The 19,685-nt window shown below is 60.9% G+C and carries 22 protein-coding genes and 1 pseudogene; 9 read left to right on the top strand and 14 right to left on the bottom strand.

Translation table 11 applies throughout. From position 1 onward, the window contains the following. Positions 1–21: 21 nt before the first annotated feature. A complete protein-coding gene (gene fabA / locus NKI52_RS12740; protein WP_023676912.1) occupies positions 22–540 on the bottom strand; it encodes a 3-hydroxyacyl-[acyl-carrier-protein] dehydratase FabA in 519 nt (172 codons plus the stop codon). Positions 541–780: 240 nt separating this feature from the next. On the opposite strand from fabA, the gene irrA reads away from it, so the two are divergent. Both irrA and NKI52_RS12730 read left to right on the top strand, forming a co-directional pair. Beyond that, positions 781–1,212 (top strand): iron response transcriptional regulator IrrA, encoded by a 432-nt coding sequence (gene irrA / locus NKI52_RS12735; protein WP_023676913.1) that lies wholly within the window; start codon positions 781–783, stop codon positions 1,210–1,212. Positions 1,213–1,222: 10 nt separating this feature from the next. Then, entirely contained in the window at positions 1,223–1,582 is a 360-nt protein-coding gene (locus tag NKI52_RS12730; protein WP_023676914.1) for a DUF4260 domain-containing protein, read from the top strand. 80 nt (positions 1,583–1,662) lie between these two features. Here the strand turns inward: NKI52_RS12730 and NKI52_RS12725 are convergent, their stop codons facing one another. Next, entirely contained in the window at positions 1,663–2,220 is a 558-nt protein-coding gene (locus NKI52_RS12725; RefSeq protein ID WP_023676915.1) for an SH3 domain-containing protein, read from the bottom strand. Positions 2,221–2,377: 157 nt separating this feature from the next. Between NKI52_RS12725 and NKI52_RS12720 the strand changes: the two genes are divergently transcribed. Then, the gene (locus NKI52_RS12720; protein WP_023676916.1) at positions 2,378–3,379 is read left to right on the top strand and encodes a 2-hydroxyacid dehydrogenase; all 1,002 of its coding nucleotides are present in this window, start codon (positions 2,378–2,380) and stop codon (positions 3,377–3,379) included. 64 nt (positions 3,380–3,443) lie between these two features. On the opposite strand, the gene NKI52_RS12715 is transcribed toward NKI52_RS12720, so the two are convergent. The 9 genes from NKI52_RS12715 to NKI52_RS12675 form a co-directional block, all read right to left on the bottom strand. Continuing rightward, the gene (locus NKI52_RS12715) at positions 3,444–3,932 is read right to left on the bottom strand and encodes a GNAT family N-acetyltransferase (RefSeq protein WP_023676917.1); all 489 of its coding nucleotides are present in this window, start codon (positions 3,930–3,932) and stop codon (positions 3,444–3,446) included. Continuing rightward, on the bottom strand, positions 3,929–4,690 hold the full coding sequence (locus NKI52_RS12710) for a molybdopterin-synthase adenylyltransferase MoeB (RefSeq protein WP_031211813.1): 762 nt from the start codon (positions 4,688–4,690) through the stop codon (positions 3,929–3,931). The genes NKI52_RS12715 and NKI52_RS12710 overlap by 4 nt, the downstream gene beginning before the upstream one ends. Before the next feature lie 76 nt (positions 4,691–4,766). Next, positions 4,767–5,915 carry a DNA replication/repair protein RecF gene (recF, locus tag NKI52_RS12705; RefSeq protein WP_023676919.1) on the bottom strand — a complete coding sequence of 383 codons (1,149 nt, stop codon included), beginning with the start codon at positions 5,913–5,915 and terminating at the stop codon, positions 4,767–4,769. Positions 5,916–5,941: 26 nt separating this feature from the next. Beyond that, on the bottom strand, positions 5,942–7,060 hold the full coding sequence (gene dnaN, locus NKI52_RS12700) for a DNA polymerase III subunit beta (protein ID WP_023676920.1): 1,119 nt from the start codon (positions 7,058–7,060) through the stop codon (positions 5,942–5,944). Positions 7,061–7,259: 199 nt separating this feature from the next. After that, complete coding sequence (gene dnaA / locus NKI52_RS12695; protein WP_352698153.1) at positions 7,260–8,732, bottom strand: chromosomal replication initiator protein DnaA; 1,473 nt, start codon at positions 8,730–8,732, stop codon at positions 7,260–7,262. Positions 8,733–9,647: 915 nt separating this feature from the next. Next, positions 9,648–9,914, bottom strand: a complete 267-nt coding sequence (rpsT, locus tag NKI52_RS12690) for a 30S ribosomal protein S20 (RefSeq protein WP_023676922.1) — start codon at positions 9,912–9,914, stop codon at positions 9,648–9,650. 160 nt (positions 9,915–10,074) lie between these two features. Then, the gene (locus tag NKI52_RS12685; RefSeq protein WP_023676923.1) at positions 10,075–10,848 is read right to left on the bottom strand and encodes an enoyl-CoA hydratase; all 774 of its coding nucleotides are present in this window, start codon (positions 10,846–10,848) and stop codon (positions 10,075–10,077) included. Positions 10,849–10,872: 24 nt separating this feature from the next. Continuing rightward, positions 10,873–11,763 (bottom strand): bifunctional DNA-formamidopyrimidine glycosylase/DNA-(apurinic or apyrimidinic site) lyase, encoded by an 891-nt coding sequence (mutM, locus tag NKI52_RS12680; RefSeq protein WP_352698151.1) that lies wholly within the window; start codon positions 11,761–11,763, stop codon positions 10,873–10,875. Next, positions 11,756–12,997: a phosphopentomutase gene (locus NKI52_RS12675; protein WP_352570350.1), complete on the bottom strand. Its 1,242-nt coding sequence runs from the start codon at positions 12,995–12,997 to the stop codon at positions 11,756–11,758. The genes mutM and NKI52_RS12675 overlap by 8 nt, the downstream gene beginning before the upstream one ends. Before the next feature lie 159 nt (positions 12,998–13,156). Here NKI52_RS12675 and NKI52_RS32730 point away from each other — a divergent pair. Continuing rightward, positions 13,157–13,285 (top strand): annotated as a pseudogene (locus NKI52_RS32730) (phosphate/phosphite/phosphonate ABC transporter substrate-binding protein); the annotation flags it as partial. A 102-nt stretch (positions 13,286–13,387) separates the two neighbouring features. Here the strand turns inward: NKI52_RS32730 and NKI52_RS12670 are convergent. From NKI52_RS12670 to NKI52_RS12660, 3 genes are all read right to left on the bottom strand, one after another. After that, positions 13,388–14,008, bottom strand: coding sequence for a TadE/TadG family type IV pilus assembly protein (locus NKI52_RS12670; RefSeq protein WP_023676926.1), 621 nt, complete (start codon positions 14,006–14,008; stop codon positions 13,388–13,390). A 30-nt stretch (positions 14,009–14,038) separates the two neighbouring features. Next, entirely contained in the window at positions 14,039–14,599 is a 561-nt protein-coding gene (locus tag NKI52_RS12665; RefSeq protein WP_352455127.1) for a TadE/TadG family type IV pilus assembly protein, read from the bottom strand. 152 nt (positions 14,600–14,751) lie between these two features. Continuing rightward, a complete protein-coding gene (locus NKI52_RS12660) occupies positions 14,752–15,174 on the bottom strand; it encodes a pilus assembly protein N-terminal domain-containing protein (protein WP_352455128.1) in 423 nt (140 codons plus the stop codon). Positions 15,175–15,517: 343 nt separating this feature from the next. On the opposite strand from NKI52_RS12660, the gene NKI52_RS12655 reads away from it, so the two are divergent. The 5 genes from NKI52_RS12655 (at position 15,518) to NKI52_RS12635 (ending at position 19,635) form a co-directional block, all read left to right on the top strand. Next, a complete protein-coding gene (locus tag NKI52_RS12655) occupies positions 15,518–15,688 on the top strand; it encodes a Flp family type IVb pilin (protein ID WP_023676929.1) in 171 nt (56 codons plus the stop codon). A gap of 148 nt (positions 15,689–15,836) precedes the next feature. Further along, on the top strand, positions 15,837–16,355 hold the full coding sequence (locus NKI52_RS12650; protein ID WP_023676930.1) for an A24 family peptidase: 519 nt from the start codon (positions 15,837–15,839) through the stop codon (positions 16,353–16,355). 189 nt (positions 16,356–16,544) lie between these two features. Then, positions 16,545–17,360, top strand: a complete 816-nt coding sequence (cpaB, locus tag NKI52_RS12645; RefSeq protein ID WP_023676931.1) for a Flp pilus assembly protein CpaB — start codon at positions 16,545–16,547, stop codon at positions 17,358–17,360. Beyond that, a complete protein-coding gene (locus NKI52_RS12640) occupies positions 17,357–18,886 on the top strand; it encodes a type II and III secretion system protein family protein (protein ID WP_352589099.1) in 1,530 nt (509 codons plus the stop codon). The genes cpaB and NKI52_RS12640 overlap by 4 nt, the downstream gene beginning before the upstream one ends. A gap of 14 nt (positions 18,887–18,900) precedes the next feature. Beyond that, entirely contained in the window at positions 18,901–19,635 is a 735-nt protein-coding gene (locus NKI52_RS12635; RefSeq protein ID WP_352589101.1) for a CpaD family pilus assembly protein, read from the top strand. The last annotated feature ends 50 nt before the right edge of the window (positions 19,636–19,685 follow it).

Here is a 19,685-nt window from a genome sequence, read left to right as displayed (position 1 = left end):
GTCGTACTGTAGGGTCTTCGTTCAGACGGCGGCCGATTGCTTGGACAGACCGACCTTCAGATCCGTTGCCGCGTATATGGGCTCGCCATCTGCCTTCAGCCAGCCATCGGCGATGCCAAGCACAAGCCGACCGCGCATCACTCGCTTGAAGTCGACGCCATACTCCACCTTCTTGACCGAAGGCGTGACCATGCCTTTGAACCTCACCTCACCGGTCGACAGCGCCATCCCCTTGCCGGGTTCACCGAGCCATCCGAGATAGAACCCCGTCAACTGCCACATGGCGTCCAGGCCTAGGCATCCTGGCATGATCGGATTACCGATGAAATGGCAGGCGAAAAACCACAAATCCGGCTTGATATCGAATTCCGCGCGGATGAAACCCTTGTCGAACGCACCGCCGGTCTCGCTGATCTCGGTGATGCGGTCGAACATCAGCATCGGCGGATAGGGCAGCTGCGCATTTCCCGGTCCGAACAGCTCGCCGCGGGCGCAGGCAAGCAATTCCTCGTAACCGTAGCTGGATTTCGAACCCGCCATCAATCTCGTCCCCGTGATCGTCCCGGGCGATAGGCGCCCTTGTCGGTGGTTTCCTAACACAATCTGTTTCAGGCCGGAAACCGGCGCTTGCGCTTAACCTGCCCGTCTGCCCGGGTCAATGCGCGCTATTGATCGCATTCGGTCGACAGAATATATGTCAGGACACGTCCAGTTTCGGCAGATGCTCAATTTCTGCCATTTTGGACCTGTCTGAGGCGGAACTGTGAGCGCGACGGATAGATGGATCTGGGTTGCCGGAAGGATAATGTCGCTGTGGACAAGCGGGTTCGCGAGGCCGGTCTGAGGCCGACACGCCAGCGCATCGCGCTGGCCGATCTGCTTTTCGCCAAGGGCGACCGCCATCTTTCGGCCGAGGAACTGCACGAGGAGGCGCTTGCCGCCGGCGTGCCGGTGTCTCTGGCCACCGTCTACAATGCTCTGCACCAGTTTACCCAGGCCGGTCTTCTGCGCATCCTTGCCGTCGAGGGATCGAAGACTTATTTCGACACCAACACCTCCGATCACCATCATTTCTATATCGAGGGCGAAAACAGGATCTTCGATATCGACAGCGGCCCGGTGACGGTTTCCAACCTGCCGGAACCGCCGGAGGGCATGGAGATCGCCAATGTCGATATCGTGGTGAGACTGCGTCCGAAACGCTGCGACTGACCGGCGCCTTATGAAATTCCTGGATTTGACGCTCCGGCTCGAATGGGTCGCCGTCGCGGTGGCGGCTCTTGTCTTCTATGCAATCGCCGGTGTTTCCTGGTGGCTGTTTGCCGTGCTCATTCTGGCGCCCGACCTGTCGATGCTGGGTTACATGGCCGGGCCGCGCGTCGGGGCCGTCGCCTACAACGCCTTGCACATACTGATCTTGCCCGTTCTGCTGGCGCTTGTCGGCAGCGTCTTTGACAATGCAATGGCGATAGCTGTCGCGCTGATCTGGATCGCCCACATCGCCATCGACCGCGCTCTGGGCTATGGTTTGAAGCTGTCGAGCAGTTTCCAGGATACCCATCTCGGCCGCATCGGCCGCTAAACCATCCCCGAACCGAAGATCAGCGAAACAAATGCCGATCCGGTGCTTGCAGCGCTGGCCTGACCTCCGGTTCGGAAAGGTCAGTTCTTGACCTTTTCGCCGGGATAGGCACCCCAGACGAGCGACTGTGCGAGCCAGCCGGTATGGCCGTCGAAGGTCATTTCGCACCATTGGCCATCGCAGGACTTGATCGTGCCCATTACCCCCGGTTCGAGGATCGCGATGACGCCTGCATCTTTTGCCGGGTCGTCAAGGAGGTTGACGCGAGCGTCCTTGCCGCGCTGCCAGGGGGCGACGATCGCCGTGCGACGGCCCGAAAGCAGCGACTGATTGATCCAGCCTTCCGAGCCGTCGGCATCACGCACACGGCGCCACGTATCGAACTCCTGGATGATCTCCATCGGCAGGCCTGGCTTCATATACATCCAGTCGACGGAATAATTGACGCCCGGCCCAACGCGCGAGTTGACGCGGCCGGATTTCAGGCTGACGAAGCGCGGCAGCGGCAAGCCGCTTGGTCCGAGCGTGACGCTCTGGGCGGGTGCGGCGGCACTTTGCGCCATCACCAGTGGGCTATGGATGAGAGCGCCGAGGAATGCTGCACTGAGGGTCAGGCGGAGCGACGCGAAACCAGACACTTTCGTTCCTTTCGGCGCCCACCCATCGGCCTTCGCGCCCATTTTTCTTTGTCTTCGGCGGAACCGCTTGTTACATGGATGACCGGTACCGCGATCGGCTCTCAGTTTCGCCGTTCTTGGTTAAAGAGGTCTCAACGAGATCGAGTTCGAGGAAACAATGGCAGGCAAAAAGAAGCCCCTCGTCGTCATCACGCGCAAGTTGCCCGACCTAGTCGAGACCCGCATGCGCGAGTTGTTCGACGCCCGCTTGAATGTGGAGGACAGGCCGATGACGCAGCCGGAACTGGTGGCGGCGGTCAAGGAGGCCGACGTGCTGGTGCCGACTGTGACCGACAATATCGACGCGGCGCTGATTGCCCAGGCCGGCGACAACCTCAAGCTGATCGCCAACTTCGGCAATGGCGTCGACAAGATCGACGTTGCGGCAGCGGCCAAGAAAGGCATCACCGTCACCAACACGCCGAACGTGTTGACCGAAGATACGGCCGACATGACCATGGCGCTGATGCTGGCCGTACCGCGGCGGCTGGCCGAAGGCGCCAACGTGCTGACCGGCGATAAGAAATGGGCGGGCTGGTCGCCGACCTGGATGCTCGGCCGTCGCATCTGGGGCAAACGGCTCGGCATTGTCGGCATGGGTCGCATCGGCACTGCCGTCGCCAGGCGCGCCAAGGCCTTTGGCCTCTCGATCCACTACCACAACCGCCACCGCGTGCTGCCGGCAATCGAGGAGGAGTTGGAAGCCACGTATTGGGAAAGCCTCGACCAGATGCTTGCCCGTATGGACATTATCTCGGTCAATTGCCCATCGACACCGGCAACTTTCCATCTGCTTTCGGCACGGCGGCTGGCGCTTCTGCAACCGTCCGCTTACATAGTCAACACCGCGCGCGGAGATATCATCGATGAGGAATCGCTGATCAAGCTCATCCATGACGGCAAGATCGCCGGCGCCGGCCTCGACGTCTACGAGCACGAGCCGGCGCTGAACAGCAAGCTGCTGAAGCTTGCCCACAAAGGCAAGGTCGTGCTGTTGCCGCATATGGGTTCGGCGACGCTCGAAGGCCGTATCGACATGGGCGAGAAGGTGATCATCAATATCCGCGCCTTCTTCGATGGTCATCGCCCGCCCGACCGCGTGCTGCCGTTGAGGGCGTGACCTGCCGTCACGCCGACACGGTCTTGCCGCGGCAACCGCGCGTTCGTCGTTGGATAGCGTTGGCTTACGAAAACGCCTTGCGCATGGTGATTGAGGTCGGCCGCTCGTAGCCCTTGTGCGCTGTCCGTTCGGTTTCACGAAAACCGAGGCGGGCAAAGGCTGCGTGATTTCCGGTCAGCTCGATCCGGGTCTGGAGCTCGATGGCGGTCCTGTTGTGGCTGCGGGCAAGATCTTCGACGGCCTGCATCAGCTGTTTTCCAATGCCTTGTCCCTGAAGAACCGGCTCGACCGCGAGCTTTCCAACATAGAGCTCGTCTGCGCGCTTCAGGATGAAGACGCAACCGACGATCTCGTTTTCCTTCAGCGCCAGGAATGCTGTCTCCTCCAGCGCTCTAGCCCTGAGATTTTCAACGGTGAGCCGATGCGCCGAGGACGGCGGGTCAATAACCCCGTCCATAAAGGCGAAGGCCCGCATGACCAGCGCCAGCACCTCGTCCCAACGGTCGAAATCGGCCGCAAGCTGCACGGTGGAAACGTCGGCAGGCAGGCTCACGGGCTGGTTCGCTTGTAGCGGATCGTGTCGAAGCGTGCCGCCAGCGCATCGTAGAGCAGCAGTCGTCCGACCAGCGGCTCGCCAATCCCGGTGATCAGCTTGATCGCTTCCATGGCTTGCAGCGTGCCGATGACCCCGGTCAGCGCGCCGACAATGCCGGCCACCGCGCAGGATGGCACCAGTCCCGGCGGCGGCGCCTCGGGAAAGAGATCGCGGTAGCTTGGGTTCAACTTGCCGTCCGGGCCGGTTTCGAATGGCTTCAGTACGGTGACCGAGCCGTCGAAGCGGCCAACGGCGGCATGCACGAGCGGCCGGCTTTCCGCGGCGCAGGCGTCGGCCACCGCGTAGCGTGTCTCGAAATTGTCGGAGCCGTCAACGACGATGTCATAACGGGCAATGAGGGTAGGGGCGTTGTCCACGGTCAGCCTGAAATTGTGCTCTTCCACGACGACGTTTGGATTGATGCGGATGATCGCCGCTCTGGCGCTGTCGGTTTTCGCCACCCCGACATCGCCCGTGGCGTGGATCACTTGTCGTTGCAGGTTGGAAAGCGAAACGATGTCGTCGTCGACGATACCGAGAGTGCCAATCCCTGCGGCGGCGAGATATTCGAGCACCGGCGCTCCCAATCCGCCGGCGCCAATGACGAGCACCCGCGCCCGCTTCAGCCGCTGCTGGCCGGCGCCGCCGATCTCGGGCAGCACGATGTGGCGGGCGTAGCGTTCGAGCTCTTCATCGGTGAGGGCGGCTGTGATCATCGCCGGACCATATAACGGAGGAAAAAGCTTGTCAGGCGTCAATGCATGCAGCTCAGAAATGCGCCATGGACGAAATTCAAATGGTCGGCCCGACCTTGCCGTGATCGACGGTCAGGAATTGCGCGCGTCCCTTGAGGCTGTCAAACAACGCGGCATCGGTCCCGGTCATGAAGGCCTGGCAGTTTAGTTCCTCCAGGATCGAGAACAAGGCCGCCCGTCGACCGCCGTCGAGATGGGCGGCGATCTCGTCGAGCAGCAGGATCGGTGTCATGCCCGACATCTCGCCGGTTAGCCGCGCATGCGACAAGACAATGCCGACCAGCAGCGCCTTCTGCTCGCCGGTCGAACAGAGCTCGGCCGGCATCGCCTTGGGCCGGTGGCGCACCACGAGGTCGGAACGGTGCGGTCCGTCGAGCGTGCGTCCGGCGGTGCGGTCGCGGTCGCGCCCCTGGGCAAGCGCACGACGGAACCGTTCCTCTACGTCGACGGCCGGCAAAATACCGAGTTCGCCTTCCAGTTCGCCAGAGATGCCGATGTCGGCTTGCGGAAACGGTCCGTCGCCGGGCAGCCGGTCGATCATGGCGGCGAGCAGGCGCACCAGTTCGGCACGCGCCGCGGCAATCGCCACGCCGGTCTCGGCCATTTGCATCTCGATCGCATCGAACCAGGCACCGTCGCGTGAACCGTCGGCGAGCAGTCTGTTGCGGCCGCGCATTGCCTTTTCGTAGTCAAGCGCGCGCTGGCCGTGGCCAGGATCGATCGCCAGCACCAGCCGGTCTAGGAAGCGCCGGCGGTCGGCAGCCGGCCCGGGGAACAGGCCGTCCATCGCCGGTGTCAGCCAGACCACGCGCAGCCATTCCAGCATGTCTTCGGCTGAGCGTGCCGTCGCGCCGTTGATCCGCACCCGCCGGCCGGCTTCGCCGTCGCTGCCCGATATTCCGGTACCGATCTCGACCTGGCCTTCCGGCCCGTCAAGCCGGGCATGCAGCGCAAAGCCACCGTCGCCGCCTTCGCGCGCCACCTCGGAATAGGGTGCGCGGCGCAGGCCGCGGCCCGGCGTGAGCAGCGAGATCGCTTCAAGCAGATTGGTCTTGCCGGCGCCATTGTCGCCGGAGAAAACCACAGCGCCGGGATCAAGGTCGATTGCCAACGCCGCATAGTTGCGGAAATTCGTAAGTGTGAGCTTACTTATGTACGTCTGCTGCGGTTTTGCAGATCTGGTCACGACAGCAAGATGGCCCCGTTCGGGCCCTACACCCGCATCGGCATCAGCACGTAGAGCGCGGTCTCGTCGGCCATGTCGTGGATCAGCGTCGGGGAACCGGCATCCGCCAGCATGAACTTCGCCTCCGTGCCGGTCAGTTGCGCGGCAACGTCGAGCAGGTATTTGGCGTTGAAGCCGATTTCGATCGGATCGGAGGAATAGTCGGCCGCCAGTTCCTCGGTGGCACTGCCCGAATCCGGGTTGTTGACCGCAAGCGTGACCTGCCCTTCGGCGATCGAAAGCTTCACCGCCCGGCCGCGTTCGGACGAAATGGTCGAAACGCGATCGACGGCAGCGGCGAAACTCTGGCGATCGATAATCAGCTTCTTGTCGTTGCCGGTCGGAATGACGCGCTGGTAGTCCGGGAAAGTGCCGTCGATCAGCTTGGAGGTCAAGATAACGCTGCCGATGGTGAAACGGATCTTGGTGTCGGACAACTCGGTGGTGACTGCAACATCGGGATCGTCGACCAGCTTTTGCAGCTCGCTGACCGTCTTTCGCGGGATTATGACGCCAGGCATGCCCTCAGAGCCTGCCGGCGCATCGATCTCGGCGCGCGCCAGCCGGTGGCCGTCGGTCGCGACAGAGCGCAGCTTCAGCTTGCCGCCGGCCTCGTGCGTGTGCAGATAAATGCCGTTCAGATAATAGCGCGTCTCCTCGGTCGAGATGGCGAACTGGGTCTTTTCGATGAGGCCCTTTAGTCCGACGGAATCGAGCCGGAAAATATGCGAGAACGACCCGGCTGAAAGCTCGGGAAAGTCGGACTGCGGCAGGCATTGCAGGCGGAAGCTCGAGCGCCCCGACGTCACCGTCATGGCGTTGCCGTCTTCGTCGGTCTTCAGCGCCACCTCCGCGCCGTCGGCAAGCTTGCGCACGATGTCATAGAGCAGATGTGCCGGGACCGTCGTCGCCCCGCCACGTTCGACCTTTGCCGGCGTTGCTTCGGTCACCTCCAGGTCGAGGTCGGTCGCCTTCATTTCAAGGCTGGCCCCCTCGGCGCTGAGCAGCACGTTCGACAGGATCGGAATGGTATTGCGCCGCTCGACCACGCGGTGAACATGGTTGAGCGACTTCAGGAGATTTGACCGTTCCAGGATAACACGCATGACGAAACAGGCTCGCTTGAATGAATGAACGGGTCTCCGGCAAGCGGCGCCCCGCGAAAGGTCTGAACAGGCTCAGAATCTGCGTAAACTGACAGGAAAAACCCGGCAAACGCAAGCCCGCGCCACCGGTTCGGACCGGCTGCACGGGCTTTCTGGGGATAAAAAGGCCGGAGTCCGCGAGCCGGCGTTTTTCGGGCCGTCAGGCCTGGTCGTTGATCAGCCTTCTCAGCAATTCGAGTTCCTGCGCCAGTGTGTTGTCGGCACCGGAAAGATCCTCGATCTTGCGCACCGCATGCAGCACGGTCGTATGGTCACGACCGCCGAACCGCCGCCCGATCTCCGGCAGCGAGCGCGGCGTCATCACCTTCGACAGATACATGGCGACCTGCCGTGGCTTGACGATGGTGCGTGTGCGCCGGTTGGACAGAAGTTCGGTCTTCGACACGTTGTAGTGGCGCGCGACGATGCGTTGGATGTCCTCGATACGCACCCGCTTGGGTTCGCCCGAACGATAGATGTGGCCAAGGATCTCGTCGATGCGGTCGATGGTGATCTGCGGTTCGAAGGATTGGCGAAACAAAAGCTGGTTGAAGGCACCTTCGAGCTCGCGTCCGCTGCCGGTCACCGTGCGGGCGACGTGGTTGAGGATCTCTTCGGAAATATCGAGCGACGCATCGTCGAGCTTGGCGGTGGCAAGCCTGAGCTTGAGCATACCGATACGCATGGCGAAATCCGGGGCTGACATTTCCAGCGCGACGCCGCCGTTGAGGCGCGAGCGGACGCGTGGCTCCAGCGACTCCAATTCCGACGGCGGCCGGTCGGCAGCGACCACCACTTGCTTGGCGCTGTCGAGCAGCATGTTGATCAAATGGCAGAATTCGTGCTGGATCGACTTGCCCTGCAGGAACTGCATGTCGTCGATGATGAGGAGGTCGATGTCGCGCAGCTGTTCTTTCAGCGTCAGTGCGTTGTTGTCGCGGATCGCGGTGGCGAACCGCCACATGAAATACTCAGCCGTCAGATAGACGACCCGCGATTTCGGATTCTGCTTCAGCGATTCTGCGGCGATCGCCTGCAACAGGTGCGTTTTGCCCAGCCCGACCGTCGCGTGAAGAAAGAGCGGATTGAAACGCACCGCGCTCGACTGCGATTCCGCGACCGCCTTGGCGGCGGCAAAAGCCACTCGGTTCGATTGTCCTTCGATGAAGGAGGTGAAAGTATAGCGTGGATCGAGTGGCGAACCGAGAACATTGTGCCGGAACTCGGTTTCTGCCGGCATCCCCGGGCGGGGTACCGGGACCCGTTCGACCCTGCTGGGGCTCGCCGTGCCCGCAGAGAGCGCGGTTTGCGTCTGCCTGGTCATCTTGCGCGCCGGGGCCACTTCTGGCTCGACGCTGTTGCGGCCCTGCCGTGTGGCGGTGCGAACCACTATCTCGATCTTGAGGATCTCCGGATCCTCGTGCTTCCACAACTCGGTGATGAGATCGAGATAGTGGCCGTTGATCCATGAACGCAGGAATGCGGTTGGCACTGAGATGCGGACAATGCCCTTAGAGGATTCAGCGACCTTCATGCGCCCGAACCAGCTCGAATAGACCTCGGTTCCCAGACGCGCCTTCAACTGGGCCTTGACCCGATCGAACTTCTGTTCAGCTTCATTGGAAGCCGCCATGTCGTTCCTTCCGATTAACGTTCCAGGAAATGGGAGGTCGCCTGTAAGCTCCCTTTCGATGCCGCCGCTCTGCATGATCGAGTTCCTTGTCTCTTGTACCTGTTTTCCGCCGGGGATGCGCCTCCTGCATCCATGTTTCCGGCGACCGTGTCTTCGCTGCGACACCATCGCCGCCGCCGGCTGATGAATCGCCTCGTTGTCGGTCCGGCGCCGAAGAGCCGATCCGCTTTGGTCATGTCAGGGCAACAAAATGCCGTCCGGCGAAAAACCGCCGGCGCACCGTCGACCTGCCATGTACAATTACGCCAGTCCCCTACCGTATCGAAAAGACAAACCAACCCCGTCCGCGGAGTTGAATCCGCGGTGTAAACTCTGCCAATTTGAGCTGGCCGGTTTCAGGCTGGTCAAGGGCCAAGGGCCCGTCCCTTCGATGGACAGACATTACCGAAATCGCTGTGGATAGGGCAAGGCCACCCCTAACGGATTTTTAAGGAATCTGACTAGCAAGGGACGTTTCGAACGCCATGCTGCAACAGTTGATTTTGACAAAGCCATTGTGATTCAAACCCTTTTCCGGCGAATATGAAAAAGGCCACACAACGCGAAATTTTCTGAAATAATTCACTTGACAGCCAATTGCCGCCTATCGGCCACAGCCGATGTGAACAAGCTGTGGATCACCATCGGTAAGCCTCTGAAAAAAAACAGTAATCTGTGACGTTCGGAAATTTTCGCATTGGCGGTTTCGAAGGCTGCGAATATCAGCAGGCATGTATATGCCGGCAAAGCATTTCGAACTTTGAAATGCCCGCGGAGCGCCATTTTGCGGGCTTTCTTTTAAGTACTTGCCGGCAAACGAAAAAAACCCGGCGCGATTGGCCGGGTTTGAAGAAGCGCAGTTCAGGAAAAGGTATATTAGGCCGACAGCACCTTGACCCGTTGGGCCAGCCGCGACACCTTGCGCGATGCCGTGTTCTTGTGCACCACGCCCTTGGTCGCGGCGCGCATCAATTCCGGCTCGGCCACCTTGAAGGCAGCCTGTGCGGCCGCCTTGTCGCCAGCTGCGAGCGCCTCTTCGACCTGGCGGATGTAGGTCCGGACGCGGGAGCGGCGGTTCTTGTTGATCGCTGCGCGACGGGCGATCTTGCGCGTTGCCTTTTTGGCCGAGGAGGTATTGGCCATGGTGCCTCTCTTCTGATCTGGTGGGCGCTTGCGGGATACCGCAGGGCGCAAAAAACAAACGGGCAGCCACAGGGCCGCCTCGATTGGTGCGGCTTATAGTTCAGCTTTTCCGGCGCGTCAACGCTGCAGCGCTTTCTTTTTGACCGGCGCCTTCGTCATCTCATCGGTTCGTGAAATTCGGCTTCCGCTTGCCGGTGAAGGCCGCCATGCCTTCCTTCTGGTCATCCAGCGCAAACAGCGAATGAAACAGCCGGCGCTCGAACCGCAGACCCTCGGTGAGCGTCGTCTCATAGGCGCGGTTGACGGCCTCCTTTGCCATCATCACCGACGGCAAGGAAAAACCAGCGATCTTGGACGCTGCCTTAAGCGCTTCCTCGATCAACTCGCCGGCTGGCACCACGCGCGAGACAAGGCCGGAACGCTCGGCCTCGGCTGCGTCCATCATTCGACCCGTCAGGCACATATCCATCGCCTTTGACTTGCCGACAAAGCGGGTCAGGCGCTGCGATCCGCCCATGCCGGGCATGACGCCCAGCGTGATCTCGGGTTGGCCAAACTTGGCGGTGTCGGCGGCGATGATGAAGTCGCACATCATCGCCAGTTCGCAGCCGCCCCCCAGCGCATAGCCCGCCACCGCCGCGATGATCGGCTTTCGTGCCCGCGTAAATTCTTCCCAGCCGACGAAGAAATCCTGCAGATAGGCATCCACATAGGAGATGGACTGCATTTCCTTGATATCGGCACCTGCCGCGAAAGCCTTTTCCGAACCAGTGATGACCATGGCGCCGATGTCGGCATTGGCGCCCATGCTATTCACCGACGCGACCAGTTCCGCCAGCACTTGTGAATTCAGCGCGTTGAGCGCCTGCGGCCGGTTCAGCGTAATCAGCCCGACCTTGCCGCGGGTTTCGACGATGATGGTTTCATAGCCCATGCTTTGCTCCTCCTCGCTTCTGGTTCAAGCCTGACAGGCCCGGCAGTGGAAAGTCGAACGACCGCTTTGCACGATACGCTCGATGTGGCCGCCACAACCAGGCTTGGAGCAGGCTTCCCCCTCGCGATCGTAAACCGCGAAGGAATGCTGGAAGTAGCCCAGCGATCCATCGGTCTGCATATAATCGCGCAACGACGAGCCGCCGGCGGCGATCGCATCGGCGACGACCGAGCGGATTGCTGCGGCCAGGCGTTCGCTCTGCTCTTTGGCTTTCTTGCCGGCTCTCGCGAGGGTGCCCGCTTCGCGCAGCGGCGACAGGCCGGCCCGCCAAAGCGCTTCCGAGACGTAGATATTGCCTAGCCCGGCAATCAGCCTCTGGTCCAGAAGTGCCGCTTTCAGCGGTGACTTGCGACCTTTCAGCAACGAAGCGAGCAGCGCGCCGTCCAGTGCGTTGCCTGTAGGCTCGACGCCTAATCCCGCCAGCATCGGATGCATGTCGGGCTCGCCTTCCGAAAACAGCATGAACCCGAAGCGGCGCGGGTCGTTGAAGATCACGCGAGAGCGGACGCCGGCAGGGGATGCGATGTCGAAGACGACGTGATCGTGAGCAGTGTTTTTCGAACGTTCGTGGTGGAACGCGCCGGGCGTTGCGCTCTCGTCGGCCGTTTCGATGCGAAACGAACCCGACATGCCGAGATGGCAGATCAGAACCGGGCCGTTGTCCATGTGCATTGTCAGATATTTGGCACGGCGGCCGAGCGCCGCAATCGTCTTGCCGGTCAGCCGCTCCGAAAATCTCTCGGGGAACGGAAACCGCAAATCCGGCCGGCGTGCCTCGACACCGACAATGCGGGCACCTTCAAGGGCCGGCTGCAGACCGCGCCTGACTGTCTCTACCTCCGGCAGCTCAGGCATGGCCACCTATCGTGGCATGGAAGGAGGTGCCGTGACGGCCGCGCGCCAGCCCGAGATGTTCGGCCACGGTTTCGCCGATGTCGGCAAATGTTGTCCTCAGTCCGATCTCTGCGCCTTTGAAACCCGGCCGTGTCCCGATAATCGGAATACGCTCGCGCGTGTGGTCGGTGCCGCGCCACGTCGGATCGTTGCCGTGATCGGCGGTCAAAATGAGCAGATCGCCTGGCCTCAGCCGTGCGAATGCCTCGGGCAGGCGCCGGTCGAAAGCTTCGAGTGCGGCGGCATATCCCGCAACGTCGCGCCGATGCCCGAACTCGGTGTCGAAGTCGACAAAGTTCGCGAAGACGAGGTCGCCGTCGCGGGCGTCTTCCATGGCACCAAGCGTTTTGTCGAACATCGCCATGTTGCCGGCAGCCTTGCGGACTTCCGAGATCCCCCGATGGGCGAAAATGTCGCCGATCTTGCCGATCGCGATAACCCGGCTGCCGCGCGCCGTCAGCCGATCGAGCAGCGTCGGTTCCGGCGGCGGTACGGCATAGTCGCGACGATTATGCGTTCGCTCGAACGTGGCGGCGGTTTCACCGATAAACGGCCTCGCGATGACGCGGCCGATATTCAGCGGATCGACGAGCCTGCGCACCACTTTGCAGAACTCGTAAAGCCGTTCCAGGCCGAAATGAACCTCATGCGCGGCGATCTGCAGGACGGAGTCGATCGAGGTGTAGCAGATCGGCTTGCCGGTGCGGATATGGCCTTCGCCGAACCGTTCGATAATCTCGGTGCCCGGAGCATGGCAATTGCCGAGGATGCCAGGCACCTTCCCTTCACGCACCATTGCGTCGGTCAACTCGGCCGGAAAGGCGGGAATCTTGTCTGGGAAGTAACCCCAGTCGAAACGGACCGGCAGGCCGGCTATTTCCCAATGGCCCGATGGCGTGTCCTTGCCGCTCGAAACCTCTTGGGCCGCGCCGTGAAAGGCGGCGGCAAGCGGCGCACTGCCGGCATTCTCGAACCTGAAACCCGTCGCCGTTGCCGCGGCCTGGCCGAGGCCGAGCGCGAGCATGTTTGGTACAAGAAGGGGTCCGGCACGCAGGCTTTCGCGATCGGCGCGGCCTTCTGCGCAGGCCCGCGCGATGTGTGCGAACGTATTAGAGCCGGTGTCGCCATAACGTTCGGCATCGGCCGCGCCGCCGATGCCGAAGGAGTCGAGGACAAAAAGGAAGGCGCGTGCCATCGAAAGGTTCATCATTGCCTGTGTGTTGGCTCAGACATAGGGTTCCGCGCCGCCATTGGCAATTCGGAAACCCAACGGCACGGCTTGGCGTGCTGGTCCCGGAGAGACGAATCGCGGCATGGTCGATCTGCGGATGGAAATGCGCGGCGCGGAGCTCGCATGAGGCTTGCCCTGACGGCATTCGCCGCCGTACTGGCTTTGCTGCTGGATGCGTCTTGCACAAACCTGGCGCGAGCCGATTGGCGCGATGTTATCGGAACGTTCCGTATCGGTATCGTCGCCGAACCGTTGCCGGTCCGAGGGACTATGTGCTGGCTGCAGCCATCGTGCGTCTAGTCTCGGCCCGCGGTCGCAAGCAATAGCAACAGACCGGTTAGCGGGCTTCAGGCGTCAGCAATCGCTGCACGGAATGGTCGGGCTCCTGCGCGGCCGCAGATAATAAGTTTCCGCCATCGATATCGAATTGAAGACCGAGCTCAACCCGAACCGGCTTTGGCCGTCCGCCGACCAGGTGATGATTGGCTTGTAGGCGAGATCGCTTTCGACCCGAATGAGGAACGTGCCTTTGATCTTGAGCGCGCTCGGGACCGTTGTGGTGGAATCCTTGACAGCGTCGACGCTAGAGACGCCATCGACCAGTTTGCGCGACCACACGACCAGGACTTTCGGCGTCGTCTCGTTCGTCACCTGTATCGCCGTGATAATGATCTTCGGTTTCGAGCGGTTGTAGGGCTGGAGCGTGGAACTGCCGATCGCCATGATGGCATCGACATCGGCCGCCTTGACGGTCTGCTGCTGCGTGACGAGGTCCGCTACCATGCTGCCGATGCGGCTGACCTTCTTGCTGGTCTCGATGGCTTGCGAGGCCTCCATTGTCATAAAGTACATGATCAACAGGACAGGCACGATGAGGGCAAACTCGACAGCCGCAATACCGCGGCGGTCCGAGCAAAGCCGGACTGCTCTTGTACAAATCCCTGCGATGCCCAGCTGTGCCCCCGCACGAATCATGGCTTTGCCCTTTTCAAGCGACTACGTGGTTCAGTTGTCGAACGGCTCGTTCTGCCAAGTGATCGAAGCAAAATGCAGCGTTTTGCCGTCCTTCAGGTTGGCCATCGATTTGGCCATGAAGTCGGTCATCACCGGCCATTTGTAAAAAACACGCAGCATGTTTCTCGACTCCGCCAGGCCAGGTGCGACGGTGAAGGTCTGTGTGCTCGTGCCCTTGGTCAGCACGACATCGCCATCCTGAATCTTGAAACCGGCCAGCGCCGCATCGGCGAAGGTCGGATATTCCCGCAAGTCCACCAGCAATCCGGGACAGGTCTTGGCGACCATGATCTCCAATTTGGTGCAGATCATATCCCGCAGCTTGGTCCCGGACACATCGGCCGGTCTTAGTTGGCCGGTACGCAGCTGGCGCGCGATGTCGTCGGTGGCGTTTGCCATCACTTCCTGTGCGGCAAAAGAAATGCAGCTCTCCAGGATGGCGAAGACAAGAAGCGCGAAAGGAATTGCAAGCATGGCGAATTCGATCGCCGTGCTTCCGCGGCGGTCGCCCAAAAACCGTCTTGGAGAACCTGCTCGTCCTGCCTTGTTCATGTCCTCTGCCCGCCGATGCCGCTTCTGTATCGGTCCCACCCTTAGTCGGAACCGATTGAAGTCCGGTTGGAATGACCGTTAAATTCAACGGGAAGGCCTTAACCCGGCGATAACCGAAGCACGTTCCCGCCAAAGGCGGACACGTCGGCTAGCTAATGCCCGGCGCTCATTTCGGCTTCAGAGGCCTTCTCGGCATCGCTCTTATACGAGCTTTCGCAATATGGCGCGCAGGACATGGTCTGTACTTCGGAACGCCGATAGATGCGCACCGACGACGCTGCCTGGCGCACGACGGTTATTTGCTCATCGACGATCGGGTTACCCTCCTGGTCGAGGACGACGAGATTGGTGACGCCAAATCCCTTGCCGGTCAGTACGATCGTCGATGCGTCCTGCACGGAGGCGTCGGCGATCGCCGGATTGCCGACGACAATCGTATCGGCGGCGCGCGACAATTTGATGATCTTTGCCTGGTTCATCGTCACCTCGATGCCGGCGCCGGCCTTGGCTGGAAAGGCGAAAGCCGCTGCGGCAAAAAGCACGGCAACTGGAAATGATGATCTCGGCCCGGCCATTGAGGCGCCCCCTGGCAAACTGTTCAACGGAACATGAACGAGATTGGTGAACCAACCGTTAAGCGGCTGGAGTTCAGGATCAAGCCGGAACCGGCATTGGGCCTAGCCGGCACGGCTGGAACGTCTTTGCCGAATTGCGCCTTTTGCGCCTTTTGTCAGCCCGGGCGCCTAGCGGCGGGTATTTTAGTTCTGGGTTAACCACGCAATCTCGTCGAAGCGGGAAAGGAATCGGTAAGCCTGTTTATTAAGCCGATTGAAACAGCTTCTCCTTAGATTCGCAGTATCCGATCAGCCACCAAGAGAAGTTGACGGAAGTGCTGTAACAATTGGAGTAGGAGCTCGAATGTCTAACCTCATCGCACGTTTTGTGAAGGACGAATCCGGCGCGACCGCTATCGAATACGGTCTGATCGCCGCTCTTATCGCACTCGCCATCATGGTCGGCGCCGGCCAGCTCGGCAACTCGCTGAACGCCAAGTTCACCGCCATCTCCACTAAGGTGAACGGTAGCTGACCGTAACGGGTTCGGTTGTTCTGAAATAAGGGCCGCCGCACTGGCGGCCCTTATTTAGTCCTGGTATGATTTGAAATTTAGGCCTCATCAGTCGTTAATCGAATAGGATTAGGCTGGGGCCAGATGCAATTGGGTCATAGGCGCGCCGATGCTTGAAGCCGTGATCTTCGTCGTGTTTCCGTTCTGCATGCTTTTTGCCGCGATCTCCGACATGCTTTCGATGACGATCGCCAATCGCGTGCCGGTGTTGCTTGTGGTTGTCTTCGCCTTGGTTGCGCCTTTGACCGGCATGGACTGGGCCACCTATGGCTGGCATTTCGCCGCCGCCGGCCTGGTTCTCGCGGTGACGTTCGGCCTGTTCGCGCTGGGCGGCATGGGCGGCGGCGACGCCAAGCTTCTGGCTGCCACTGCCATGTGGATGGGACTGAACATCCATCTCATCGAATACCTCGTCGCCTCGACATTCATCGGCGGCCTGCTGACGCTAGCCATCCTCGCCTATCGAAAATCGCCGCTTGCCGCCGTCACAAGCCACAATCCGTTCCTGCGCCATTTCGCCGATGAGGCGACCGGCGTTCCGTACGGCATTGCGCTTGGCATTGGCGGTCTGCTCACCTATTCCGACTCGCCGTTGATGGCCTGGGCACTTACCAGGCTGGCGGGCTGAATTTCGCTTTACGCCATTGGCGCCGAGCAGGCGAGTTGGCCACGTTTTCCTTCGGGCCGGGCTTGTCGGTCCAATTTATGTAAACGTTAAATTAATCACGATCGTAAGTATAACATTAACCTTGTTTTGACGATTGCCGCTGCAAAGTCCCGCTTGGCTACGTGGTTTGCCAAGGCGAGGTTCGGACAGATGCCAGCATCCCGATTGATTATTCTGAGCGTGGCGATAGCCGCGGCCGGTGGTGCAGGCTATGTCGCGAAGAACATGGTCGTGGCTCCGCCGCCTCCGGTTGTCGATTCCGGTCCTCAGGCGCCGGCGATCGCGCTGCAGGATGTGCTTGTTCTTTCCGGCGACGTTCCGATGGGCAGTCCGCTTGAAAACAACATTTCCTGGGAGTCATGGCCGTCCGCAGGCATCAACGCAAATTTCATCACCCGCGCCGCCGAGCCTGAAGCGCTGGACAAGCTGAAGGGCGCCGTCGCTCGCGTGGCGCTCTACGCCGGCGAGCCGCTGCGGCGCTCGAAGCTGATCGGTGAAGGGCAAAGCTTCATGTCGTCGATCCTGCCCTCCGGCATGCGGGCCGTTGCCACAAGCATCTCGGCCGACACCTCGGCCGGTGGCTTTATTCTTCCCAACGATTTCGTCGACGTCATCATGACCCGCAGAGCCGATCCCGCCAATGGCGGTGGTCCGGGCTTCACGACCGAAACTATCCTGAAGAACATTCGCGTCCTGGCGATCGACCAGACCATTCAGGAGGACGAGGAAGGTAAGAAGACCAGGGTTGGCCAGACCGCCACCCTGGAACTGACGCCGCAGCAGTCCGAGATCATCACCGTCGCACAGCAGATGGCGGATCGCCTGACATTGGCGCTGCGCTCGATCAAGGACAGTCAGGACAAGAATGTGGGCGAAGCCGATTACCTGGTTTCCGGCAATGGCCGGCGCGGAACCGTGCGGTTGATCAAGTCGGGCGAAGTTTCCGAAGTGGGGGCGAGGAAATGAGGCTAAAAACCAAATTGCCGGTCACGCTGGCTGCGGCGATCGGCCTGCTTTTCCTTGGAACGAATGCATATGGCGTTCTCTGTGCCAGCGCAGCAGGCGACAACGCCAGGGTCACGGCTTCGACCGCCACCCAGCGGGTCAAGCTCGGACTGAACAAATCGGTGGTCATCGACCTGCCGAGCGATGCCTACGATATTCTCGTCGCCAACCCAGCTGTAGCCGACGCGGTGACCCGCACTGCCAGGCGCATCTATCTGTTCGGAAAGGCGGTCGGCGAGACCAACATCTTCGTCTTTGGCCCGAATGGCGAGCAGATCGTCAGCCTTGATCTGGCGGTCGAACGCGATGTTGCCGGGCTGGAGGACTATATCAGGCGCTTCATCCCGTCATCGACCGTCAAAGTCGAACTCCTGAACGACAATGTCGTTCTGACCGGAACCGTGGACACGCCCCTGGATGCCAAGCGGGCGGAACAGCTGGCCACCATCTTCGTGTCGGGCGGTGAAGCGACCACGGGACAATATTCGCAGACTGCCGCCGGCGGTTCGGCCGAGGCTGGCGTCGCCATTGACAACCCGGATGCCGAGCGTCGCGTCAGCCAGATCGTCAACCTGCTGCAGATCATCGGCGACGACCAGGTCACGCTGAAGGTGACGGTTGCGGAAGTCAGCCGCTCGGTGATGAAGCAGCTCGGCGTCAATATGATGGGCAGCGGCAGCAGCAACGGTATCAGCTGGGGTGCGGTAAGCGACAATTTCACCGGTTTGGGCAAGTCGCTGTCGAACTCGGGCCTCGCCATCGGCAGCTCGACGCTGCAGGCCTACATCAACGCCATGGAACAGTCAGGCGTCATGAAAACCCTGGCCGAGCCAACACTGACAGCGGTATCCGGCGAGAAGGCGACCTTCAAGGTCGGCGGTGAATACAATATGGTGACCAGCGTTTCCCAAGCCGTATCCAACGATAACCAGACAGGTCTGAAGACCTATTCAATCGAGAAGATCGAATATGGCATTGGCCTGGAATTCCAGCCGGTGGTGCTGTCTCCCGGCCGCATCAGCCTGAAGGTCAGGACCTCGGTCTCCGAGCCGACAACGGAGGGATCAGTATCTTTGTCCGAAGGCGTAACAAGCCCCGGCATGAACGCCCTGTCGCTCCGCAAGCGCTTGGCCGACACAACAGTGGAACTGCCTTCGGGCGGCTCGATGATGATTGCCGGCCTTGTCCGCGATGATCTCAGGCAAGCCGTCAACGGCTTGCCCGGTCTGACAAAGATTCCAGTGCTTGGCGCGCTGTTCCGCAGCAGGGATTTCGTTCGCAACGAGACCGAGCTCGTCATCATCATTACGCCGTATCTGGTGAAGCCGGTGGCGCGCAACGATCTTGCCAAGCCGGATGACAATTTCAACGCCGCCAGCGATGGTGCCGGCATTTTCCTTGGCCGCGTCAACCGTGTCTACGGCACCATGCAGACCGACAAGCCCAACGGCCGTTACCACGGCGTTGTCGGCTTCATCTACAAGTAAGCGGGGAAGCGGTCATGTCTAAGGCAGCATCGAAGGCACGGGCGATCACCGCGACGCGGTCGGTCCATTCGCGAATCTGGCGGCCGGCCGTTCCCATTATGGCGATCGCGGTGGCGGCATTGCTGGCCGGCTGCGCCAATCGCGACAGCGTCACGGTGGGTGCCATACCGGACGATTATCGCACCACCCATCCGATCGTCATAGCCGAGAAGATACAGAAGATCGACCTTCCGGTCGGCGCCGGCGACCGTGGCATGACCAGATCCCAGCGCGACACGCTCCTGGGCTTCCTGGACGGATACGACAGGAGCGCGGCTCCGGTGCTGACGATCGAGATTCCGAGCGGTTCGGCCAACGAAATCGCGGCGGCCGCCGCCGGCCGCGATTTCGCCAGGCTTGCCATGGCCAGCGGCATCAGCCGGAAGCGGATCGCCATGCGGTCCTATCAATCCGGTTCGGTCGAAGCGTCCGCCCCGGTCCGTGTCGCCTACGTCTCGGTGAAGGCTCAGACGGATAAATGCGGGCGCTGGCCCGAAGACCTGCTGGAGACTTCGGAAAACAAGCACTATGCCGATTTCGGCTGTTCGTACCAAAACAACCTTGCCGCCCAGATGGCCAATCCGGTCGATCTGATCGGACCGCGCAAACAGACACCCATCGACGCGGCAAATCGGAGCGCGGTGATCGACGTCTATCGTGACAGAGGTATTTCGGACGAATTCCTCGGCAATTCGGAAGTCGAATATTAACGAGTGTTGAGGCTCAACAAACCCTAAGCCGCGCAAGTCACGGAAAGTGA

The organism is Mesorhizobium sp. M0590, assembly GCF_040320905.1.
Classification (GTDB): Bacteria; Pseudomonadota; Alphaproteobacteria; order Rhizobiales; family Rhizobiaceae; genus Mesorhizobium.
Note: the sequence above shows the minus strand (reverse complement) of the source record. Positions and strands in the feature narration are given on the sequence as shown.